Annotated in this window: 23 protein-coding genes and 1 pseudogene; 23 read left to right on the forward strand and 1 reads right to left on the reverse strand. The window is 64.6% G+C overall.

All coding sequences use genetic code 11. The features are described from left to right. Positions 1 to 58 precede the first annotated feature (58 nt). From LCM4573_RS26695 to LCM4573_RS26745, 10 genes are all read left to right on the forward strand, one after another. Entirely contained in the window at positions 59 to 685 is a 627-nt protein-coding gene (locus LCM4573_RS26695; protein WP_071009641.1) for a glycoside hydrolase family 19 protein, read from the forward strand. 54 nt (positions 686 to 739) lie between these two features. After that, on the forward strand, positions 740 to 1,048 hold the full coding sequence (locus tag LCM4573_RS26700) for a Dabb family protein (protein ID WP_071009642.1): 309 nt from the start codon (positions 740 to 742) through the stop codon (positions 1,046 to 1,048). Between the two features lie 138 nt (positions 1,049 to 1,186). Further along, entirely contained in the window at positions 1,187 to 2,359 is a 1,173-nt protein-coding gene (locus tag LCM4573_RS26705; RefSeq protein ID WP_071009643.1) for a phage portal protein, read from the forward strand. Positions 2,360 to 2,413: 54 nt separating this feature from the next. Further along, on the forward strand, positions 2,414 to 2,692 hold the full coding sequence (locus LCM4573_RS26710) for a CopG family ribbon-helix-helix protein (RefSeq protein WP_071009707.1): 279 nt from the start codon (positions 2,414 to 2,416) through the stop codon (positions 2,690 to 2,692). A 471-nt stretch (positions 2,693 to 3,163) separates the two neighbouring features. Beyond that, a complete protein-coding gene (locus tag LCM4573_RS26720) occupies positions 3,164 to 3,499 on the forward strand; it encodes a DUF6107 family protein (protein ID WP_071009708.1) in 336 nt (111 codons plus the stop codon). 32 nt (positions 3,500 to 3,531) lie between these two features. Continuing rightward, the gene (locus LCM4573_RS26725; RefSeq protein WP_071009645.1) at positions 3,532 to 4,113 is read left to right on the forward strand and encodes an HK97 family phage prohead protease; all 582 of its coding nucleotides are present in this window, start codon (positions 3,532 to 3,534) and stop codon (positions 4,111 to 4,113) included. Beyond that, positions 4,110 to 5,363 (forward strand): phage major capsid protein, encoded by a 1,254-nt coding sequence (locus tag LCM4573_RS26730; protein ID WP_071009646.1) that lies wholly within the window; start codon positions 4,110 to 4,112, stop codon positions 5,361 to 5,363. The genes LCM4573_RS26725 and LCM4573_RS26730 overlap by 4 nt, the downstream gene beginning before the upstream one ends. Before the next feature lie 121 nt (positions 5,364 to 5,484). Further along, positions 5,485 to 6,054: a head-tail connector protein gene (locus LCM4573_RS26735; protein ID WP_071009647.1), complete on the forward strand. Its 570-nt coding sequence runs from the start codon at positions 5,485 to 5,487 to the stop codon at positions 6,052 to 6,054. Between the two features lie 2 nt (positions 6,055 to 6,056). Beyond that, entirely contained in the window at positions 6,057 to 6,392 is a 336-nt protein-coding gene (locus LCM4573_RS26740) for a phage head closure protein (RefSeq protein WP_071009648.1), read from the forward strand. After that, positions 6,389 to 6,796: a DUF3168 domain-containing protein gene (locus LCM4573_RS26745; protein WP_071009649.1), complete on the forward strand. Its 408-nt coding sequence runs from the start codon at positions 6,389 to 6,391 to the stop codon at positions 6,794 to 6,796. The genes LCM4573_RS26740 and LCM4573_RS26745 overlap by 4 nt, the downstream gene beginning before the upstream one ends. Here LCM4573_RS26745 and LCM4573_RS26750 read toward each other — a convergent pair. Continuing rightward, positions 6,791 to 7,996, reverse strand: a complete 1,206-nt coding sequence (locus LCM4573_RS26750) for an MFS transporter (protein ID WP_071009709.1) — start codon at positions 7,994 to 7,996, stop codon at positions 6,791 to 6,793. The two genes, LCM4573_RS26745 and LCM4573_RS26750, sit on opposite strands and share 6 nt — an antisense overlap. 128 nt (positions 7,997 to 8,124) lie before the next feature. On the opposite strand from LCM4573_RS26750, the gene LCM4573_RS26755 reads away from it, so the two are divergent. From LCM4573_RS26755 to LCM4573_RS26815, 13 genes and pseudogenes are all read left to right on the forward strand, one after another. Then, complete coding sequence (locus LCM4573_RS26755; RefSeq protein WP_071009650.1) at positions 8,125 to 8,535, forward strand: phage major tail protein, TP901-1 family; 411 nt, start codon at positions 8,125 to 8,127, stop codon at positions 8,533 to 8,535. Then, the gene (locus LCM4573_RS26760; RefSeq protein WP_071009651.1) at positions 8,532 to 8,888 is read left to right on the forward strand and encodes a gene transfer agent family protein; all 357 of its coding nucleotides are present in this window, start codon (positions 8,532 to 8,534) and stop codon (positions 8,886 to 8,888) included. Before LCM4573_RS26755 ends, LCM4573_RS26760 begins: the two co-directional genes overlap by 4 nt. Next, positions 8,885 to 9,100 carry a rcc01693 family protein gene (locus LCM4573_RS26765; protein ID WP_071009652.1) on the forward strand — a complete coding sequence of 72 codons (216 nt, stop codon included), beginning with the start codon at positions 8,885 to 8,887 and terminating at the stop codon, positions 9,098 to 9,100. The genes LCM4573_RS26760 and LCM4573_RS26765 overlap by 4 nt, the downstream gene beginning before the upstream one ends. A gap of 195 nt (positions 9,101 to 9,295) precedes the next feature. Then, positions 9,296 to 9,832, forward strand: coding sequence for a phage tail tape measure protein (locus LCM4573_RS26770; protein ID WP_071009710.1), 537 nt, complete (start codon positions 9,296 to 9,298; stop codon positions 9,830 to 9,832). Between the two features lie 13 nt (positions 9,833 to 9,845). Further along, a complete protein-coding gene (locus LCM4573_RS26775) occupies positions 9,846 to 10,484 on the forward strand; it encodes a DUF2460 domain-containing protein (RefSeq protein WP_071009653.1) in 639 nt (212 codons plus the stop codon). Then, positions 10,481 to 11,356, forward strand: a complete 876-nt coding sequence (locus LCM4573_RS26780) for a DUF2163 domain-containing protein (RefSeq protein WP_071009654.1) — start codon at positions 10,481 to 10,483, stop codon at positions 11,354 to 11,356. Before LCM4573_RS26775 ends, LCM4573_RS26780 begins: the two co-directional genes overlap by 4 nt. Further along, positions 11,353 to 11,811, forward strand: a complete 459-nt coding sequence (locus LCM4573_RS26785) for an NlpC/P60 family protein (protein WP_071009655.1) — start codon at positions 11,353 to 11,355, stop codon at positions 11,809 to 11,811. Before LCM4573_RS26780 ends, LCM4573_RS26785 begins: the two co-directional genes overlap by 4 nt. A 311-nt stretch (positions 11,812 to 12,122) precedes the next feature. Next, positions 12,123 to 15,971, forward strand: a pseudogene (locus LCM4573_RS26790) (glycoside hydrolase/phage tail family protein). A 15-nt stretch (positions 15,972 to 15,986) separates the two neighbouring features. Next, positions 15,987 to 16,199: a hypothetical protein gene (locus tag LCM4573_RS26795; protein WP_071009656.1), complete on the forward strand. Its 213-nt coding sequence runs from the start codon at positions 15,987 to 15,989 to the stop codon at positions 16,197 to 16,199. 114 nt (positions 16,200 to 16,313) lie between these two features. After that, the gene (locus tag LCM4573_RS26800) at positions 16,314 to 16,580 is read left to right on the forward strand and encodes a hypothetical protein (RefSeq protein WP_071009657.1); all 267 of its coding nucleotides are present in this window, start codon (positions 16,314 to 16,316) and stop codon (positions 16,578 to 16,580) included. A 54-nt stretch (positions 16,581 to 16,634) separates the two neighbouring features. Next, positions 16,635 to 17,309 (forward strand): response regulator transcription factor, encoded by a 675-nt coding sequence (locus tag LCM4573_RS26805; RefSeq protein ID WP_071009658.1) that lies wholly within the window; start codon positions 16,635 to 16,637, stop codon positions 17,307 to 17,309. Next, positions 17,306 to 18,721 carry a HAMP domain-containing sensor histidine kinase gene (locus LCM4573_RS26810; RefSeq protein WP_071009659.1) on the forward strand — a complete coding sequence of 472 codons (1,416 nt, stop codon included), beginning with the start codon at positions 17,306 to 17,308 and terminating at the stop codon, positions 18,719 to 18,721. The genes LCM4573_RS26805 and LCM4573_RS26810 overlap by 4 nt, the downstream gene beginning before the upstream one ends. Before the next feature lie 222 nt (positions 18,722 to 18,943). Next, the gene (locus LCM4573_RS26815; protein ID WP_071009660.1) at positions 18,944 to 19,369 is read left to right on the forward strand and encodes a hypothetical protein; all 426 of its coding nucleotides are present in this window, start codon (positions 18,944 to 18,946) and stop codon (positions 19,367 to 19,369) included. Positions 19,370 to 19,391: the final 22 nt, after the last annotated feature.

Raw genomic sequence — 19,391 nt, forward strand, 5'->3', positions numbered from 1 at the left:
TTTCTAAACCGATTGAAACTTTCGGATTTCCTCAAGAACAGTAAACGGGAGGGGCGGCATGCATGTCGAGCGGCGCTATTTCTTCGAGCGTGTGCGGGCCGAAATCTTCGGCGGCAGGCTGCGGGCGAAGCAGGTGGAGGGGCTGAACGCGGTTCTCGACGGATGGCGGAAGCGGGGTGGGGGCGGAGAGCCGGAGGCGCTGACGCAATCGCTGGCCTATGTGCTGGCGACCGCCTTTCACGAGACCGCCGGCACCATGCAGCCGATGCGCGAGACGCTGGCGAGGACCGACGCGGCGGCGATCGCCAGGTTGGAAAAGGCCTATGCGAGCGGCCGGCTCGGCTCGGTCCGGACGCCCTACTGGCGGCCGGACGCGGAAGGAAAGAGCTGGCTCGGCCGTGGGCTCGTGCAGCTCACCCACCGGCGGAACTACGAGGCCATGTCGGAACTGACCGGCGTGGATCTGGTGAGCGATCCGTCCCGCGCCATGGAAATGGAGGTTTCGGTGACGATCCTGATCGAAGGCATGCGGGCGGGCAGCTTCACCGGCATGCGGCTTGGCGATTATTTCGGGCCCCGCCGGGACGACTGGCTGGGCGCGCGGCGCATCATAAACGGCACGGACCGGGCGGAACTGGTGGCCGGATATGGAAGGGCGTTTTGCCGCGCGCTTGCCGGGGTTTGAGGCCGGACGGATATGTGATAGCCGCGTGGGCGTTGCATGAGACTGGAGTGAGACATGATCCGCCATATCGTCTTCTTCACCGCCCGGAGCGACGAGGATCGCAACGCGGTGCTTGCCGGCCTGTCGCTGCTGACCGAGATACCGCATGCGCGGCTTCTGGAGATCGGCAGCAATGCGAAGACAGACCAGCTCGGCAATGCGGTGGATTTCGTGGTCTATGGCGAGTTCGACGATGAGGCCGCACTTATCGCCTACAAGGCGCATCCGCTCTATCAGAAATCCATCGACAGGGTGAGGCCGCTTCGGGAAATGCGGATCGCGGCGGACTACGACACGGACAAGGCGGCGAGGCGGCCGGTTTGATGATTAGTGAGTAGTCGGTAGTGGTTAGTGATTAGTGATTAGTGTGAGGGCGCGCCCTCGTCTGCTTTCGCGTCGCCGCCTCGCATTTAACTACTCACTACCGACTAATCACTGCTCACTTTAAGCAAGGATTTTCCCATGAAATCTCCATTCCGGCTGCCGTGGGGCTCCACGGCGGGGCGAGGGCGCGTGCCTGAAGAACAGCGTGTCGAGAAGAAGATGGCGGGCGGGTTCGCCGTGGTTTCCGGAGAAGGGGCGGCGCACTGGTCCGGCCGTTCCTATGCGGCGCTTTCGCGTGGCGGGTTCATGAGGAATCCGGTCGCGCATCGGGCGGTGCGGATGATCGCCGAGACGGCGGCGGCCGTGCCCTGGCTCGCCTATGACGGCGCGACCGAGCTTGCCGGACATCCCGTTCTCGGACTGCTGGCGCGACCGAACGGCCGGCAGGGCGGGCCGGATTTCTTCGAGGCGCTCTACGGGCACCTGATGCTTTCCGGCAATGCCTATGTGGAGCCGCTGGTGCTAGGCGAAGATCTGCGCGAACTGCACCTGCTTCGCCCCGACCGGGTGAGCGTGGTGGAGGGCCGCGACGGCTGGGTGGCCGCCTACGACTATCGCGCCGGCGGGGTGACGCGCAGGTTGCCTGTCGATGCGGAAGGCTTGGGGTTGCTGCATCTCAAGCTATTTCACCCGCTCGACGATCATTCCGGCTTTCCGCCGCTTGCGGCCGCGGGTGCCGCGCTCGATCTCCACAATGCGGCGGCAAGCTGGAACAAGGCGCTGCTCGACAATTCGGCCAGGCCTTCCGGCGCGCTCGTCTACCAGCCGAAGGACGGCGGCAATCTTTCGCCCGACCAGTATCAAAGGCTGAAGGACGAGCTGGAAGCCGGCTATTCCGGCGCGGTGAATGCCGGGCGGCCGCTGCTGCTGGAAGGCGGGCTCGACTGGAAATCCATGGGGCTTTCGCCGAAGGACATGGACTTCATCGAGGCGAAGAATGCGGCGGCGCGCGACATCGCGCTGGGCTTGGGCGTGCCGCCCATGCTGATCGGCATTCCGGGCGACAATACCTACGCGAACTATCAGGAGGCGAACCGCGCCTTCTACCGGCTGACGGTGTTGCCGCTGATTTCCCGCACGGCGGCGAGCTTTTCGGCCTGGCTTTCGGATGCTTACGGCGAACGGCTGCGGCTGGAGCCGGACCTCGACAAGGTGGCAGGGCTTTCCGCCGAACGCGAGGCGCTTTGGACGCGGGTGGGGGCGGCGAGCTTCCTGACGGACGAGGAGAAGCGCGAGGCGGTGGGGTATTAGTCGGAGCGGAGATGGTCTGTATTGTAATACGCGGTATTACAAATGGAGGCTGCCATGACCAAGCCCGTTCTTTCCGACCCGATCACCCTGCGCCTGCCGCTCGACATTCTGGAAGATATCGAGAAGATCGCCGAGACGGCGGACAGAAGCCGGAGCTGGGTGATCGTGAGGGCATTGAAATATTACCTGATGGCGGAGGGGAGTGAACTCTTGGAAATTGCCACGGCGCGCCAAGAGGTTCGTGAAGGCAAGGTCATGGATATGGACGACCTTCTCGATGAATTAGACGCATTGAATGCGCAGGATGAGAAATCGCGGAACGATGCCGCATGAGACAGAGTCCGTATCTCCACTATGGCCGGGGACTACATCCGGTCGGAACGGACCTATCTGGCGAAATTCAACGCGCAGGCTGCGCGGGAATTCAGCAGGAAACTGCGGAGCACGCGAGAGTTGCTCGCGCGTCATCCGGAGATTGGCAAGGTCAAGCCGGGTTCGAACGGTGTGCGGCTACTGATCCCTATCTCTTCGAGTATGAAATCCATCCGGATGAAATTCTAGTACTGGTTGTCCGGCATGGGCGGCAGGATGACCGGCATGACGAGGATGAGGACGTGTACGGCGGGTAACATCGCCTGGATGCACAGTTGAATCATTTTCTGAACTGCCGGACTCGAAGTCCGAACAAAGCCCGCTAAGGGATTCGCAAGATTTGCGGAAATGGCATCCGGCATCTTGAGCCGATGCTTTGCGGCGGCGCGCGTGCCGCCGATCTATGTGCTTCACCTCAACAAGAGATTAACGATGGCTGACCTTGGAAACGAACCGGACGCCCTATCCGGTATTTGGGCCGCGAAGGCGCTTGGCGCCACGGCGGGAGCCGGCATTTCGCTGATCTATCTTCTGCCGAAGAGCCGTCGCGAGGCGGCGAGCCGTTTCATGACAGGCATGAGCTGCGGGCTGATCTTCGGCGGTCCGACGGGACTGTGGCTGGCGGAGCGGCTCGGCATTGCAGACGCGCTTTCCGGCACGGAGGTGATGCTGACGGGAGCCGCCGCCGCGAGCCTTTCCGCCTGGTGGGTGCTCGGCGCGCTCGCCCGTGTGGCTGAGAGGTATGGTTCGCGTCCGAACGGACGCTAACCGCGCATTTTCAAACATTTCAGGAGAAACCCATGCACGCTTACCGCGGGCCGCGTCCCGCCATGCGCAAATTCGCCAACCTGGAGCTTGCCGGGGTGACCGGCGACGGTTCCTTTTCCGGCTATGCCAGCATCTTCGGCGAGGTCGATCTCGGCAAGGATACGATCGAGCGCGGGGCCTTCATGAACTCCCTCACGGAGCGCGGCGCGAAGGGCGTACGGATGCTCTACCAGCACGATCCGGCCGAGCCGATCGGCGCCTGGAAGGTGATCCGCGAGGATGCGCGCGGCCTCTATGTCGAGGGAGTGCTTTCGGCAGGCGTCGCCCGTGCCCGTGAGGTGCATTCGCTGATGAAGAGCGGTGCGCTCGACGGACTTTCGATCGGCTTTCGCACCGTCAAGGCGCGGGCCGATGCCAGGACCGGCGTGCGGCGCATCCTGGAGGCCGATCTCTGGGAAATCTCGGTGGTGACCTTCCCGATGCTGCCATCGGCCAGGGTCTCCAACGTCAAGCATGCGCGGTTCTTCCGGGACAAGGAAACCGAGCTCGTCCGCCAGATGCGGCGGGCGGCGAAACTCATGTTGAACTCCAGCTTCAAGGGAAAGACGATATGACGGAWCAGGCAAAGATTGCGCCCGAGGTGAAGGCCATGCCCGAGACGGTGACGGCGGCCTTCGACGATTTCATGGAGGCTTTTGAAGCCTTCAAGGAGGTAAACGACCGCCGCCTCGACGAGATCGAGACGAAACTCACTTCGGATGTGGTGACGCGCGACAAGATGGACCGCATCAACCGCGCCATGGACGAGCAGAAGAAGGTGCTCGACCAGCTGGCGCTGAAGAAGGCCCGCCCGCCGCTTGGGCGTGGCGGCGGAGAGTTCTCCGCGGACGCGACCGAGCACAAGGCTGCCTTCGACGCCTATGTAAGGCGCGGCGAGGAAGCGGGGCTGCGCGAGCTGGAGGCCAAGGCCTTCTCCTCCGGCGCCGGCGCTGACGGCGGTTATCTCGTGCCGCCGGAAACCGACACGGAGATCGGCCGCCGGATCTCGGTGGTCTCTCCGATGCGGGCGCTCTCGACCGTCAGGACCGTTTCCTCCGCCGTGCTGAAGAAGCCGTTTGCCGCGACGGGGCTTGCCACCGGCTGGGTGGCGGAGACGGCGGCGCGGCCGCAGACCGCCACGCCGCAGCTTTCCGAGCTCTCCTTCCCGACCATGGAGCTCTATGCCATGCCGGCGGCGACGCAGTCGCTGCTGGATGATGCGGCGGTAGACATCGAGGCCTGGATCGCAGGCGAGGTGGACATCGTCTTCGCCGAGCAGGAGGGCGATGCCTTCATCCGCGGCGACGGCGTGAACAAGCCGCGCGGCTTCCTTTCCTATTCCACCGTGGCGGAAGAAGTCTGGGCCTGGGGCAGCCTCGGCTACGTGGCGACGGGGCGGGCGGGCGATTGGGCCGCAAACGGCCCCTCCGACACGCTGATCGACGCCGTTTATTCGCTGAAGGCCGGACACCGCCAGAACGGCACCTTCATGATGAACCGCAAGACCCAGGCCGATATCCGCAAGTTCAAGGACGCGGACGGCAATTACTTGTGGCGCCCGCCGGCGACGGCTGGCCAGCCTGCTTCGCTGATGGGTTTCCCGATCGCGGAAGCCGAGGAGATGCCGGATGTGGGGGCCGATGCCTTCGCGATCGCCTTCGGCGATTTCCGCGCCGGCTATCTCGTCGTCGACCGGGCGGGCGTTCGCATCCTGCGCGATCCCTATTCGGCCAAGCCCTATGTGCTCTTCTATACGACCAAGCGCGTGGGGGGCGGGGTGCAGAACTTCGAGGCGATCAAGCTGGTGAAGTTTGCTGCGAACTGATGCGCGAGTGATTAGTGAGCAGTGATTAGTGAGTAGGGGCGGCTATTCGGCCGCCTTGATCACTTCGTCGCCGCTGCTCGCCACCGACTACTACCGACTAATCACTACTCACTGAGGTTCCATGACCTACGCCCTGACCAGTCCGCCCGCGGCGGAGCCGCTGACGCTTGCCGAGGTGAAGGCGCATCTGCGCCTCGATGGCGGCGAAGAAGATGCGCTCCTTTCCTCGCTCATCCGCACGGCGCGCGAGCATCTGGAGCGCGAGACCGGGCTTTGCCTGATCGCGCAGGGCTGGCGGCTCTATCTCGATCGCTGGCCCCGCGATGGCGTGATTCGGATTCTGAAATCGCCGGTGCAAGCGATTCAGAAGATTACCGTTTACGACGCGGATGGCGCCGCTTCTGAAGTTTCACTTGAAGATCATCTTCTGGACGGGACGGGTCGTCCGGCAAGGCTCTGGCTGCGAGAGAGGCCGGAGCCGGGACGGGCGGTAAACGGTATCGAGATCGATTTTGCCGCAGGCTTTGGCGAGACGGGCGCGGACGTGCCGGACACGCTGAAGCGGGCAATGTCGATCCATATCGGCCACATGTTTGCCTTTCGGGGTGCGATTTCGCCCGACCAGCAGCCGGCCGGGATTCCGGTCGGCTATGAGCGGCTGATCGGGCCGTTCCGGATGCGGAGGCTTTGAGCATGGCGATCGTCTTCTTCGATCCGGGGCAGATGACCGCCAGGCTCGACCTCGAGGTGCCGCGCTCGGAACCGGACGGGCAGGGTGGGGCGCTCACGACCTGGGACGTGCTCGCCTCCATGTGGGCGCGCATCGAGCCGGTCTCGCATGTGGTGCGGGAAGAAGCCGTGGCGGAAACCGGCACGGTGAGCCACCGCATCTGGATGCGGTTTCGGGAGGATGTGGCTGCGGGGCAGCGGTTCCGCAAGGGCGCGCGGACCTTCATGGTGAAGCTCGTGCGCGACCCGGACGAGAGGCGGCGCTATCTCGTCTGCCAGTGCGAGGAGGAAGGACGATGACCGCGGCGAACGCGCTTCTTGCGGCGATCCATGCGAGGCTATCCGGCGACGGGGCGCTGATGGGCATGATCGGCCGGGACGGCATCCGCGATCGCTGGCTCGCCCGTACGCATATGCCCTCTATCGTGTTCGGCGAGATGGAGACGAGGGACTATTCGAGCTCGACGGAGGACGCGGAAGAGCATCTGCTGACGCTGGAGATCTGGTCCGGTGCGGAAGGGCGCAGGGAGGTGGTGGAGATCGCCGGACGGACGTGTGCGCTGCTCGACGATGCGGCGCTTGCGCTCGATGGCGCGGTTCTCGTGAATCTCAGGTATCGGGATATGCGCATATGGCGCGAAGCGAAATCGAAGCTGTTTTGCGCCGAGGTTCGTTTCCGTGCGTTGACGGAGCCGGCGTCATGATGCCTTTGCGCGCGCCCTGCGCACCAGGGCGATCAGCATGAGGACGGCGGCAAGGACGGCGAGCGCAAGCGCCATGGCAAAGACGATGGCTGTCTGATAGCCGGCGCGATCGAGAAGCGCCGTGAAGACCACGGGAGCGGCCGCATTGGCGAGGTTCTGCGGCAGGGAGAGACGGGCCGCCTGCAGTCCGTATTCCCGAGACGAGAAGAGCGCGAGCGGCAGCAGAGCGCGCGCCACGGCCAGAACGCCGGAACCGAAACCGTAGAGCAGTATGAAGGCGCAAAGACTGGCGGTCGAAGACGGCAGGCCCATAAGGCAGGCGAAGCTGAGCAGTATCATGCCGGTGCCGGCAATGGAGGTCAGCAACGGATTGCCGCGCCGGCCAAGCAGCATGTCGACGCCGCGCGCCGATATGCCGATGACGCCGCGCGCGGCGGCGAGCTGCAGCGCGAATTCGGGCGTTGCGCCCGACTGGCGGAGCAGTTCGAGGAGCGAGGGCGCGAGGCCGAAGGTGACGAAGGAGGCGATGGTGGTGGTGGCCGCGACGAGGAGAAAGGCTTTTCGGCGTTCGGCTGCCGAGAGTTCGACGGGCGCAAGATCGGCGCTCGAACCCTGTTCCTGGCGGGCGATCGGCTTCGGAAGAGCGAAGAGATAGAGCGGCAGGCATACGAACAGTTGAATGGCTGCGCAGGCGGCAAAGGTGGAGCGCCAGCCGATCAGGCCGTTGAGCAGGCTCAATAGCGGCCAGAAGATTGTAACCGAGAGGCCGGTGAAGAGCATGAGGATGGCGATGGTACGCTTGGCGTTCGGCCCCTCGCGCTCGACCACCGCGGTATAGGCCGGAGCGGAGAGCCCGAATGCGCCTCCGATGCCGATGACGATCCAGGCGAGGATATAGATCATGAGGCCGTTTGCGGCCGCCAGCATCGCAAGGCCCAGCGCGAATGCCAGGGCGCCGGCAGCAAGCACGCGGGCTGCGCCATGACGCTCTAGCAGGCGGCCGGTCAAGGGGCCGGCAAGTGCGCTGACGATCATCATGATAGTCAGGCCCGCGAAGATGATTTCGTTCGCAAGACCAAGTTCCGGCGCGATCACGCGCCCCATGACGCCGAGCACCTCGAAGCTCGTACCCCAGCCGGTGAGCTGCGTGATGGCCAGCACCGCGACGGTCTGGGTGGAGCGCATAGGAGGAGAGGCCATGGTGACGGGGGCGATAGAGGAAGAGCGTATCGCCTTGCAGTAGCAGGCGGCGCATTTCGGTGGAAGCGACATTTCGATGACGGCGGGCGCCCCTGCGGCGCCTTTCTCAATTTTCGAGAGGACAGGACATGGTGGCGCAAAAGGGCAAGGACCTGCTTTTGAAGATCGACGACGGCGGAAGTTATCTGACCGTGGCGGGGCTGCGTTCGAGACGGCTCGCCTTCAACGCCGAAACGGTGGATGTGACCGATGCCGAAAGCGCCGGGCGATGGCGCGAGCTTCTGGGCGGGGCGGGCGTGCAGCGCGCCTCGCTGACGGGGGCCGGTATCTTCAAGGACCAGGCGAGCGACGAACTGGTGCGGACGGCCTTCTTTGCCGGCAGCATCCTGAACTGGCAGGTGGTGATCCCGGATTTCGGAATGGTGAGCGGCCCCTTTCAGGTGACGGCGCTGGAATATTCCGGCGACCACAATGGCGAGGTGCAGTTCGAGCTGGCGCTGGAATCGGCCGGCGCACTGACTTTCGGAGCGATCCGATGACATCGCGGATGGGCGGGCGGGCGAACCGCAGACGCGGCGAAGTGGAGGCGGTGATCGACGGCGAGCACCGCATCCTCTGCCTGACGCTGGGGGCACTGGCGGAACTGGAGACGGCATTCGCTGCCGGCGACCTCAACGGGCTTGCAGAGCGCTTCGCTTCCGGCCGGCTGAAGGCGGCTGACATGATACGGGTGATCGGCGCAGGCCTTCGCGGCGGCGGCAATCTCTTTTCCGACGACGAGGTGGCCGCGATGAGCGTGGAGGGCGGGATCGCCGGTTATGCGCGGATCGTCGGCGATCTTCTGACGGCAACCTTCGCCGGCCCGGAGGAGGGCGTGACGCAAAACCCTTGAATGCCGCAGCAGGCAGAGGAGCGGTGCGGGCGGAACCCTTTCCCTGGAAGGCGGCGATGCATACCGGTTTCTGCCTGCTGCGGCTCTCCTCCAGGGATTTCTGGGCGCTGACGCCCCTGGAGCTTTCCGCCATGACGGGTGGGATGCGGCCGCAGGGCGCGGCTTTCGGACGGGATGGGCTGGAGGCGTTGATGCGGGCGTTTCCGGATTGATGACAGTCACCCTCCCCTTGAGGGGGAGGGTCGGCACGTAGTGCCGGGGTGGGGTGACCGTTTGAAGTCAATAGGTTTCACCCCCACCCATCGCTTCGCGATGACCTCCCCCCTCAAGGGGGAGGTGTGAGTATGCCGCGCCACCTTCCCGTGCTCTCCAAGCTGACGGTGATGCGCAAATCAGGTGAGGCATCAATGGAAAACGAAGACAACGAATTTGCCGGGTCGCTTTCGGGAGCCGAGGCGCTGGCCGATGTGATGGCCGACCTGGAGGCGCGATCGCAGCGCTTCGGTGCGGCGCTGACCGGTGCTCTCCGATCCGCCACGGTGGGCGGGAAGGGACTGGAGGACGTGCTGYGCGGCCTCGGCAACAGGCTTTCCGACATCGGGCTCGCAGCGGGTTTGAAGCCGCTGGAAAACCTGCTCGGCAATGCGATCGGCGGCATGATGGGCTCGGTGGTGCCTTTCGCCGATGGCGGGGTGGTGCGATCCCCGAGCTTCTTTCCGATGGGCGGCGACATGGGCCTGATGGGCGAGGCGGGCGCGGAAGCGATCCTGCCGCTGAAGCGCGGTCCGGATGGATCGCTCGGCGTTTCCGCGGGCGGCGGCGGGGGCATGCCGCAGATCGTCTTCAACGTGACGGCGACCGATGCGGCGAGCTTCCGGAAGAGCGAGGGGCAGATCTCCGCCATGCTGGCGCGCAGCGTCGCGCGCGGCCGGCGTGGATTGTAATGGAGGCTGAACGATGAGCGGCTTTCACGAGGTGCGGTTTCCACTGCGGCTGGCGCTTGGCGTCAGCGGCGGGCCGGTTCGGCGCACCGATATCGTCAACCTTTCCAACGGGCGGGAGAACCGCAATCAGCGCTGGCGCAATTCCCGGCGCAGCTACGATGCCGGATCGGGCGTCAAATCGATCGACGATCTCTACGCGGTGCTGGAATTCTTCGAGGCGCGGGGCGGGCAGCTCTATGGATTCCGGTTCCGCGATCCCGTCGACTGGAAGTCCTGCGCGCCGGGACGGGACGTCTCCGCCACCGACCAGCCGATCGGCACCGGCGACGGGACGACGGCGGCATTCCAGCTCACGAAAACCTATGGCGATGCGGGTGGAAGCTGGCAGCGGCGGATCGTCAAGCCGGTGGCCGGATCGGTGGTGATCGCGGTTGGCGGAGCGGTGAAGCCGTTTTCCTCCTATGAGGTCGATACGGCGACGGGGATCGTGACCTTTGCGGCCGGGCACATTCCGCCGGCGGGTGTGCCGGTAACGTCCGGCTATGAATTCGACGTGCCGGTTCGCTTCGATACCGACCGGATCGACGTCAATCTCGCGCATTTCGATGCCGGGCGCATTCCGACCATTCCGTTGACGGAGATACTCGCATGAGACAGGTTCCGGAGGCTCTGGCCGCGCATCTGAAGGGCGAGGCGACGACTATCTGCCATTGCTGGCGGGTGACGCGCCGCGATGGCGTGACACTTGGTTTCACCGAACATGACGGAGATCTGAGTTTCGCCGGCACGATCTTCCTGGCGGCGAGCGGCTTTGCTGCGGGTGAGACGGAGGCGGCGACCGGGCTTCAGGCGGATTCATCGGAAGTGGCGGGTGGATTTTCGAGCGCGGCGATCAGCGAGGCCGATCTGGCGGCAGGGAAATATGACGGCGCGCAGGTGGAGCTTTTCCTCGTCAACTGGCAGGCGCCAGCAGAACATATACTGCTGGCCGTTCGCGAAATCGGCGAGGTCTCACGCGCCGGCGGAGAATTCCGCGCGGAGTTGCGCAGCATCGCGCACCGGTTGAGCCAGCCGCAGGGGCGGGTTTACGGCAGGCGATGCGACGCAAGCCTCGGAGACAGCCGCTGCAGGGTCGATTTGGCGGCTTGGCGGGCGGAGGGCGCGATTGCCGAGGTAAGGGATATGAGCCGGATCGTGGTTTCGGGGCTCGGGGCATTTCCTGACGGCTTTTTCCGGCGCGGGATTATGATGTTGGCGGATGGAGCAAGTCTCGACGTCGAGGGGCACGAGGTGAATGCAGACGGGACCGTGGAGTTGGCCTTCTGGATTCCGCCTGACGAGGCGCTGGTAGTCAGGCAGGCATTCACCATCGTTGCGGGCTGCGACAAGACCTTCGCGACCTGCAAGGTGCGCTTCTCAAATCACTTGAACTTTCGCGGGTTTCCGCATGTTCCGGGCGCGGATTTCGCCTATTCCTATGCCGACGGGGAGCGGGTGCACGATGGCAGCCCGATCTTCGAATGAATACGGTCGGTGCGAGGATCGTGGCGTTGGCGGAAGGCTGGATCGGCACGCCCTACCGGCACCAGGGCGCGGCGAAAGGCATCGGTTGCGATTGCATCGGCCTGATCCGCGGTATCTGGCGGGAGCTGTATGGCGAAGAGCCGGAAGCCGTGCCGCCCTATGCGCCGGATTGGGCGGAGCGCTCCGGCGAGGACCGGCTGGTCGAGGCGGCGCTGCGGCTGTTCGGGCAGGCCTTGCCGCTGCGTGAAGCGGAACCGGGCGATCTCCTGCTGTTCCGCTGGCGGGCGGATTGCGCCGCAAAGCATGCGGGCATTCTGGCCGGGCCGGACCATTTCATTCACGCCTACGAGCAGAGCGCGGTGACGCGCTCGGCGCTCGTGCCTTCGTGGAGGAGGCGGATTGCAGCTGTGCACAGGTTTCCCGTATCACGCGGTGTGATTGAAAAAATCCGCTGATTGGCCTATTGTAATGGAGTGGTGAGCTAGGCTGCTACCTCGCCCACCGTTTGCTAAGCTTTGAAGTTGGCCCGGACGGCGATCGACCAGCCCGTCCGGGTTATTCGCAAGCTAAGCGTAATGCTAATCGGTACAAGCCTCATAACATTACCTCCATATTCGAGAGCAGGGCTCCTGCCTGAGTCAGTGTAGCCTATCTCCACTGACGCGCCGGCTGGTTCGGCGCTTGCTGCTTCTGCTCCCGAATTTCCCGACGCTATCACAATTTAAGCGAGTATCCAGTGGCAAGCGCTGGGCGCTGAAGGATTCAGATGGCCACCATCCTCTTCCAGGCTGCGGGTGCTGCACTCGGCGGCGTGTTCGGTCCTGTCGGCGCAATTGTCGGCAGGGCGGTCGGAGCTCTTGCAGGTAGCGTCGTCGACCGGGCATTACTCGGCGGCGGCAGCACGATTTCCGGAGCACGCCTTGCGACTGCACGCATTCCGGGCGCAGACGAGGGGACCGCGATCAACCGGCTCTACGGCACGGCGCGGATCGGCGGAACGCTGATCTGGGCGACGCGCTTCGAGGAAGAGGTCACGAAAGAGCGCTCGGGCGGCAAGGGGAGCGGGCCGAGGATCGAGAACTTCCGCTATTTCGCGAATTTCGCGGTGGGGCTCTGCGAGGGGCCGATCGCCCGTATCCGGCGCGTTTGGGCCGACGGGCGTGAGCTGGATGTGACCTCGCTGGAAATGCGTGTCTATTGCGGGACGGAGGACCAGCTTCCCGATCCGCTGATCGAAGCCAAGCAGGAGGAGGGCAAGGCGCCGGCCTATCGGGGCGTTGCCTATGTGGTTTTCGAAAGGTTGCCGCTCGAGACTTTCGGCAATCGCATACCGCTGCTGCAGTTCGAGGTGGTGCGGCCGGTGGGCCGGTTGGAGACGCAGATACGCGCCGTGACGATGATCCCCGGCGCGACGGAGCATGGTTATGCGACGGAGCGGGTGACGGAAAAGACGGGCGAGAGCAGCGCCCGCATCATGAACCGCAACACTCTGACGGCCTCCACCGATTGGGAGGCATCGCTGGACGAACTGACGGCGGTTTGCCCGAACCTGGAACGGGTGGCGCTGGTCGTCTCCTGGTTCGGCACGGACCTGCGGGCCGGCCATTGCCGGATCGTGCCGGGAGTCGAGATGGGCGCGAGAAGCGAGGAAAGCCGCGCCTGGTTTGTGAGCGGCATTTCGCGAGGGGACGCCTATCGCATCAGTCAGGTCAATGGTGGGCCGTCCTATGGCGGAACGCCGAGCGACCGCAGCATTCTTCAGGCGATCGCCGACCTCAAGGCTCGTGGGCTCAAGGTCTATCTCTATCCCTTCGTGATGATGGACGTGCCGCCCGGAAACGGCCTGCCCGACCCCTATGGCGGGTCCGAGCAGGCGGCCTTTCCCTGGCGCGGGCGGATCACTTGCTTTCCGGCGCCTACGCAGCCCGGCAGCGCCGACAGGACGGAAGCGGCAAGAGCACAGGTGGATGCCTTCTGCGGCTTTGCGACCGCGGGTGATTTCCGCAAGGGCGGCGATAGCGTGAGATATGCGGGACGGGACGAAGGCTATCGCCGCATGATCCTGCATTATGCGCATCTGGCGACGGTGGCGGGCGGTGTCGACGGCTTCGTCATCGGCTCGGAATTGCGTGGGCTGACCCAGCTTCGCGACGATACAGGCGGCTTTCCGTTCGTGCAGTAACTGGTGCGGCTGGGGGAGGACGTGCGGGAAATCGTCGGAACGGGTACCAAGGTCACCTACGGCGCCGACTGGAGCGAGTATTTCGGTTACCACCCGCAGGACGGCTCCGGCGAGGTGCATTTCCACCTCGATCCGCTCTGGGCTTCGCCCTCGATCGATGCGGTCGGCATCGACAATTACATGCCGCTCGGAGACTGGCGGGACGACGACCTCGCAAAGGGCAATCCGGACGGCTTCCGGACCGCCGACGATGCGGAGGCCCTGCAGCGGCAGATCGAGGGCGGGGAGGGTTACGACTGGTACTATGCCGGCGCCGCCGACCGGGAAAACCGCATCAGGTCTCCCATTAAGGATGGATTGGCGCAGAAGCATTGGACATTCCGGCACAAGGACATCTTCGGCTGGTGGTCGAGCCGTCATTACGACCGCGTGGGTGGGGCGGAGAGGCCGGAACCGACGGCCTGGGAGCCGGGGATGAAGCCGGTCTGGTTCACCGAACTCGGCTGCGCGGCGATCGACAAGGGCGCGAACCAGCCGAACGTCTTTCTCGACCCGAAATCCACCGAAAGCGCGGTGCCGCATTTCTCCAGCGGCGCACGCTCCGACAGCATGCAGCGGCGGTTTCTGGAGGCTCACCACGGCTGGTGGCGGGACGGCGGCGCGTGGCCGGGCATGGTCGATCCGGACCACGTCTTCGTCTGGACCTGGGACGCGCGGCCCTATCCGGCCTTTCCGGGCGATCTTTCTGTGTGGAGTGACGGCGGCAACTGGCGCACCGGACACTGGCTGAATGGCCGGCTGGGTGCGACGACGCTTGGCGATGCGATTGCAGCACTTCTGACGGAACACGGTTTTGCCGATTTCGACGTCTCGGAGGTCAGCGGTGATCTCGTTGGCTATGTGCAGGGGGAGGTGACCTCGGCGCGGGCGCTTCTGGAGCCCTTGCTGGAGGTCTTTCAGGTGGATGTGCGGGAAGATGCGGGCAGGCTGCGCTTCCGCTCCCGGAGCAAGGCCGGCCTTGCCCCGCGCCGGCTGACCGTGCTGGCTGACCCGGACGACGGGCCGCTCTGGAGCGAGCTTCGCGGTCACGACAGCGATTTCGCCGCGGAAGCGATCCTGACGTCCTATAACCCGGCGCTGAATTATGAGCAGGCAAGCACCCGCTCCAGAAGGGCGCGGGCGGAAAGCCTGCGCGTGCTCGGCTACGACCTGCCGGCCGTACTGGCGGAGGAGACGGCGCTGATCGCGGTGGAAAACCTCCTGCGCGACCACCGGATCGCCAGGCGGACGCTGAACTTCACTCTTCCCCCAAACGAGGTATCGCCCGAGCCGGGCGATGCGGTTCAGCTCGCGGACGGGCCGGACGGCGCCTTCATCATCGAGCGGATCGAGGAGGGGACGACGCGCCGCATCGAAGCCAGGCGGCATTTGCCCGCCAGCGCGACGGCGCCGATCGCGGAAACCGGCAACCCGGCGGGTGGAGGCACGGCTTCGAATGCTTTCTCGCCCGTCCTGCACTTCCTCGACCTGCCACGCTTTTCCTCCGGAGAAGCCACGAGCTTTGCGCGGGTGGCGGGCTTTGCGAAACCGTGGCGGCGCATCGTAATTTCGGCTTCCGTCTCGGGCGAGGGATATCGAACGCGGGCGGTGCTGGATCGCCCGGCACGGGTAGGTCTGCTCGCGGAGGCGCTTTCCCCTTCGGGCATTTTCGGGAGGTTCGACAAGGCGCGGCCGATGGTGATCGACCTCTCCTTCGGAGGCCTTTCCTCGGTGGATAGGCTCTCTCTGCTCAGTGGCGAAAACCGTATCGCGGTCCAGGCGGTGAATGGCGTCTGGGAGGTGATCGACTTTGCCGAGGCGGAAGAGATCGGGCCGAACCGCTGGCGATTATCGGGACTGCTGCGTGGGCTCGCCGGCACCGAGGACGCGGCTGCCGCAGGAGCCGCGACGGCAGCGCCGGTCGTCGTGTTGGACGGGGCCGTCATGCCTCTCGGGCTGGCGCCCGAGGAGCGGGGCCTTGGCCTCAACTGGCTGGCGGAAGCGGCAGCCAGCGGCGGAGGGCGAATCGGTCCGCAGGTCTTTGCGGGCGGAACCCGTGCCGAGACGCCGCTTGCCCCCGTGCATCTGCGCGGGATGCGGCAGGCGAACGGCGATATTCGGCTGACATGGACGCGCCGCAGCCGGATTGACGCTGATACCTGGGAAGGGGCGGAGATACCGCTGGACGAGCCGGAAGAACGCTATCGGGTCGAGATCATGTCCGACATGGTTGCGAAGCGGATGGCTGAGGTGAGTGTCCCCCAATTCACTTATGCGGCGGCGGCGGAGATGGTGGATTTCGGCGCTCCGCAGGAGCGGCTTTCGGTGCGGATATGTCAGCTCGGGCGGGCAGTCGCGCTCGGCCTTCCGGCCTCCGCAATCATTTTACTCTAGAAAAAGGAGACGAGCATGGACGGCATGAAGGCGTGGTATCAGTCGAAGACGGTGTGGGGTGCGCTGATCGCGGTCGCCGCATCGCTCCTGCAGGCAACAGGCCTCAATCTCGGCGAGGAAGTGCAGTCCGAGCTTGCGGATATCGCGGTGACGCTGGCCGGTGTGGGCGGCGGATTGGTGGCTCTTTACGGCCGGATAGTTGCAGGAAGCGGCATCCGCGGCAGGTAGGCCGCAGCGGGGATGGAGGGCATCATTCATTTGCCATTCAGGGGCCTTTGGTTACATAGTTCCCACATGCTCTGGATATGAAACCTGTCCGTCACATAAGTGGAAGTTGTAACCATGGCGCGACTGCCGATCATAGCGATACTCGCCGCCGGCATTGCCGGGGGCTCCGGTTTTTTGCCGGAAAGAGCGTCCGCGCGTGATTACCTTATTCTCGTTGCAAGCGACTGCGGATCGGCCGCATCGCGGGTCGTGCGCGAAACCGGCGGCCAGCTTCTTTCCGCCGAGCCTTCGTYGGACGGGCAGACTTGCGTCGTGACCGTGCTTGTGCAGGGTAGCGGCAGCGAAAGGCCGCGTAAGGTCACCGTAAGGGTGCCGATGTAGGCTGAATGCTGCCGTGGCCACGGAAGCCCGAGCTTATTATTACGAGGACGGTTCATGCGTATTCTGGTGATCGAAGACGACGTCAATCTCAACCGGCAGCTTTCCGATGCGCTCAAGGAAGCCGGCTATGTGGTCGACCAGGCCTTCGACGGCGAAGAGGGGCATTATCTTGGAGAGACCGAGCCCTATGACGCGGTGATTCTGGATATCGGCCTGCCAATGATGGACGGCATCTCGGTTGTCGAGAAATGGCGCTCCGAAGGCAAGGGAATGCCGGTGCTGATGCTGACGGCGCGCGACCGCTGGAGCGACAAGGTGGCGGGCATCGACGCGGGCGCGGACGATTATGTCGCCAAGCCCTTCCATGTCGAGGAAGTGCTCGCCAGGGTTCGGGCGCTCATCCGCCGCGCCGCCGGGCACTCCTCTTCCGAGATCGTCTGCGGCCCGGTGCGGCTCGACACCAAGGCCTCGAAGGCCACGGTGGACGGCGTGCCGCTGAAACTCACCTCGCATGAATTCCGGCTGCTTTCCTACCTGATGCACCACATGGGACAGGTGGTCTCCCGGACCGAGCTGGTGGAGCACATGTACGACCAGGATTTCGACCGGGATTCCAACACGATCGAAGTCTTCGTAGGGCGCCTGCGCAAGAAGCTCGGAGTCGATCTGATCGAGACCGTGCGCGGCCTCGGCTACCGGATGCAGGCCCCGAGCGAAGCGGCTAAATGACGAGGATCGGTCCGAGATCGCTCACCGCCCGCGTTCTGCTGCTCGCCACGGCCTGGTCGGCGCTGGCGCTGGTGGTGATCGCGATCGTGATCTCGGCGCTCTATCGGCAATCGGCGGAACGGGCCTTCACAGATCTTCTGCGCGCCCAGCTCTACAACGTCATCAATTCGGTTTCGATCGGCGAGGACAACGCCCTCGTCGGCAATCCGCAGCTTGGCGACCTGCGCTTCTCGCAGCCGGAGACCGGCTGGTACTGGATCATCGAACCGCTCGGCACTTTCGCGGCGACGCCGCTTTCCTCTTCCTCGCTCGGCGTCTCGAATATCGCGGTGCCTTCGATCCTAAACGTGCCTTTCGACAACCGCTACGAGCGGTTTTACCAGACCAACGACGCCTTCGGGAACCATGTGCTGGTGGCCGAGACGGAAGTCGTGCTGGACGGGGAGGGACGCGCGGCGCGGTTCAGGGTTTCCGGCAATCTTGCCGTGGTGGAAGAGGATATCCGTACCTTTTCGCGCAGCCTCTATATCGCGCTTGCAGTTTTCGGCCTGGGGAGCCTCATCGTCAACGGCCTGGCCATCCTCTACGGCCTGCTGCCGCTCGATGCGGCGCGCAAGGCGCTGGAAAAGGTGCGCCGCGCGGAAGCCGAGCGCCTCGAGGGCGATTTTCCCCGCGAGATCATGCCGCTTGCCAACGACATCAACGCGCTGATCGACAGCAATCGCCGCATCGTCGAGCGCGCCCGCATGCAGGTCGGCAATCTCGCTCATTCGCTGAAGACGCCGATTGCCGTGCTGCTCAACGAATCGCGCACGCTCGACCGCCCGCAATCGGAACTCGTGAAATCCCAGGCGGAGGCGATGCAGGCGCAGGTCCAATCCTATCTCAACCGCGCCCGTATCGCCGCCCAGCGCGAATCGGTGCTCGCCCGCACGGAGGCCGAGCCCGTGCTGGAGCGATTGATCAGGGTGATGCGGCGGCTCAACCCCGACAAGAATTTCCATCTTTCCATCCAGCCTTCCAGTCTGGCGCTCGCCATGGAGCAGCAGGACATGGAGGAGACGGTCGGAAACCTGCTGGAGAATGCCGCCCGTTTCTGCAAGACCGGCGTCTGGGTGACCGCCGTTCCCGCTCCCCAGCCGCCGGGAATGGAGGGAGGTGATCAGCCTCGCCGCTCCTGGGTGGAAATGGCTGTGGAGGACGACGGGCCGGGACTCGAGCCGGACCAGATCAAGGAGGCGATGAAGCGCGGCAGGCGGCTCGACGAAAGCAAGCCGGGCGCCGGCCTCGGGCTTTCCATCGTGCGGGAGATCACCGGCGAATACCAGGGCGTTTTCGAGCTTTCGCGCGGTCCCCGCGGCGGGCTCAAGGCCAGGCTCCTATTGCCGGGCGTTACCAAGGATGCGGCCTGACCCATGCCATCGGAACAGCCATACTTCCTTCCGGAAAGGGCAAGGGCTACGATGACGTTCAGCCGGAGGCCCCGCATTCCTTCGCGCCTCTCAAAACATGGGAGAACAAGATAGGCACGTTTGCGAATTTTCCCAATGATGCCATAATGATGCCATGCCGGGACCGCAGCGGTTCCGTCGGCTGTCCACGTCGTTTCGATTCCGCCATCCGGTTCTGACAAGATGCGTTGTTCCAGCTTTAAAATTACCACCTCACTGCTTCTCGTCGCAGGCCTGCTCGGCGGTTGCGCGACCAAGGGCGATGCTCCTGCGCGGGGTATTTTTTCGCCTCGGCCGGCTGCCGCAACGCCCTATATCACTGCGCTGCAGGGCGGCATCGTCAGCCGCAGCGGACTCGACATTTCCGGCAGCGATCGATCGCGGGCGCTAGAGGCCGAGTATCGCGCACTTGAGGGATCGCCCGGAGGGCAGCCGGTGACCTGGACCGGCAGCGGCGTAAAGGGCGAGGTCGTGGCGAGCGCGCCCTATCAGGTCGGCACGCAGAACTGCCGCCAGTATCGACACACGGTGACGGCCGAGGGGCGCGACGTGACGGCACGCGGCGCAGCCTGCCGCAACAGCGACGGAACCTGGACGCCCCTGACCTGAAGAAGTTGCGGATTTTGACGCA

This window comes from Rhizobium sp. LCM 4573 (genome assembly GCF_001854865.1).
Lineage (GTDB): Bacteria > Pseudomonadota > Alphaproteobacteria > Rhizobiales > Rhizobiaceae > Neorhizobium.

Excerpts from the sequence above, each read along its gene's own strand:
- LCM4573_RS26695 (WP_071009641.1), top strand. The coding sequence starts at position 59 with ATGCATGTCGAGCGGCGCTATTTCTTCGAGCGTGTGCGGGCCGAAATC.
- LCM4573_RS26700 (WP_071009642.1), top strand. The coding sequence starts at position 740 with ATGATCCGCCATATCGTCTTCTTCACCGCCCGGAGCGACGAGGATCGC.
- LCM4573_RS26705 (WP_071009643.1), top strand. The coding sequence starts at position 1,187 with ATGAAATCTCCATTCCGGCTGCCGTGGGGCTCCACGGCGGGGCGAGGG.
- LCM4573_RS26710 (WP_071009707.1), top strand. The coding sequence starts at position 2,414 with ATGACCAAGCCCGTTCTTTCCGACCCGATCACCCTGCGCCTGCCGCTC.
- LCM4573_RS26720 (WP_071009708.1), top strand. The coding sequence starts at position 3,164 with ATGGCTGACCTTGGAAACGAACCGGACGCCCTATCCGGTATTTGGGCC.
- LCM4573_RS26725 (WP_071009645.1), top strand. The coding sequence starts at position 3,532 with ATGCACGCTTACCGCGGGCCGCGTCCCGCCATGCGCAAATTCGCCAAC.
- LCM4573_RS26735 (WP_071009647.1), top strand. The coding sequence starts at position 5,485 with ATGACCTACGCCCTGACCAGTCCGCCCGCGGCGGAGCCGCTGACGCTT.
- LCM4573_RS26740 (WP_071009648.1), top strand. The coding sequence starts at position 6,057 with ATGGCGATCGTCTTCTTCGATCCGGGGCAGATGACCGCCAGGCTCGAC.
- LCM4573_RS26745 (WP_071009649.1), top strand. The coding sequence starts at position 6,389 with ATGACCGCGGCGAACGCGCTTCTTGCGGCGATCCATGCGAGGCTATCC.
- LCM4573_RS26750 (WP_071009709.1), bottom strand. The coding sequence starts at position 7,996 with ATGGCCTCTCCTCCTATGCGCTCCACCCAGACCGTCGCGGTGCTGGCC.
- LCM4573_RS26755 (WP_071009650.1), top strand. The coding sequence starts at position 8,125 with ATGGTGGCGCAAAAGGGCAAGGACCTGCTTTTGAAGATCGACGACGGC.
- LCM4573_RS26760 (WP_071009651.1), top strand. The coding sequence starts at position 8,532 with ATGACATCGCGGATGGGCGGGCGGGCGAACCGCAGACGCGGCGAAGTG.
- LCM4573_RS26775 (WP_071009653.1), top strand. The coding sequence starts at position 9,846 with ATGAGCGGCTTTCACGAGGTGCGGTTTCCACTGCGGCTGGCGCTTGGC.
- LCM4573_RS26780 (WP_071009654.1), top strand. The coding sequence starts at position 10,481 with ATGAGACAGGTTCCGGAGGCTCTGGCCGCGCATCTGAAGGGCGAGGCG.
- LCM4573_RS26785 (WP_071009655.1), top strand. The coding sequence starts at position 11,353 with ATGAATACGGTCGGTGCGAGGATCGTGGCGTTGGCGGAAGGCTGGATC.
- LCM4573_RS26795 (WP_071009656.1), top strand. The coding sequence starts at position 15,987 with ATGGACGGCATGAAGGCGTGGTATCAGTCGAAGACGGTGTGGGGTGCG.
- LCM4573_RS26805 (WP_071009658.1), top strand. The coding sequence starts at position 16,635 with ATGCGTATTCTGGTGATCGAAGACGACGTCAATCTCAACCGGCAGCTT.
- LCM4573_RS26810 (WP_071009659.1), top strand. The coding sequence starts at position 17,306 with ATGACGAGGATCGGTCCGAGATCGCTCACCGCCCGCGTTCTGCTGCTC.
- LCM4573_RS26815 (WP_071009660.1), top strand. The coding sequence starts at position 18,944 with ATGCGTTGTTCCAGCTTTAAAATTACCACCTCACTGCTTCTCGTCGCA.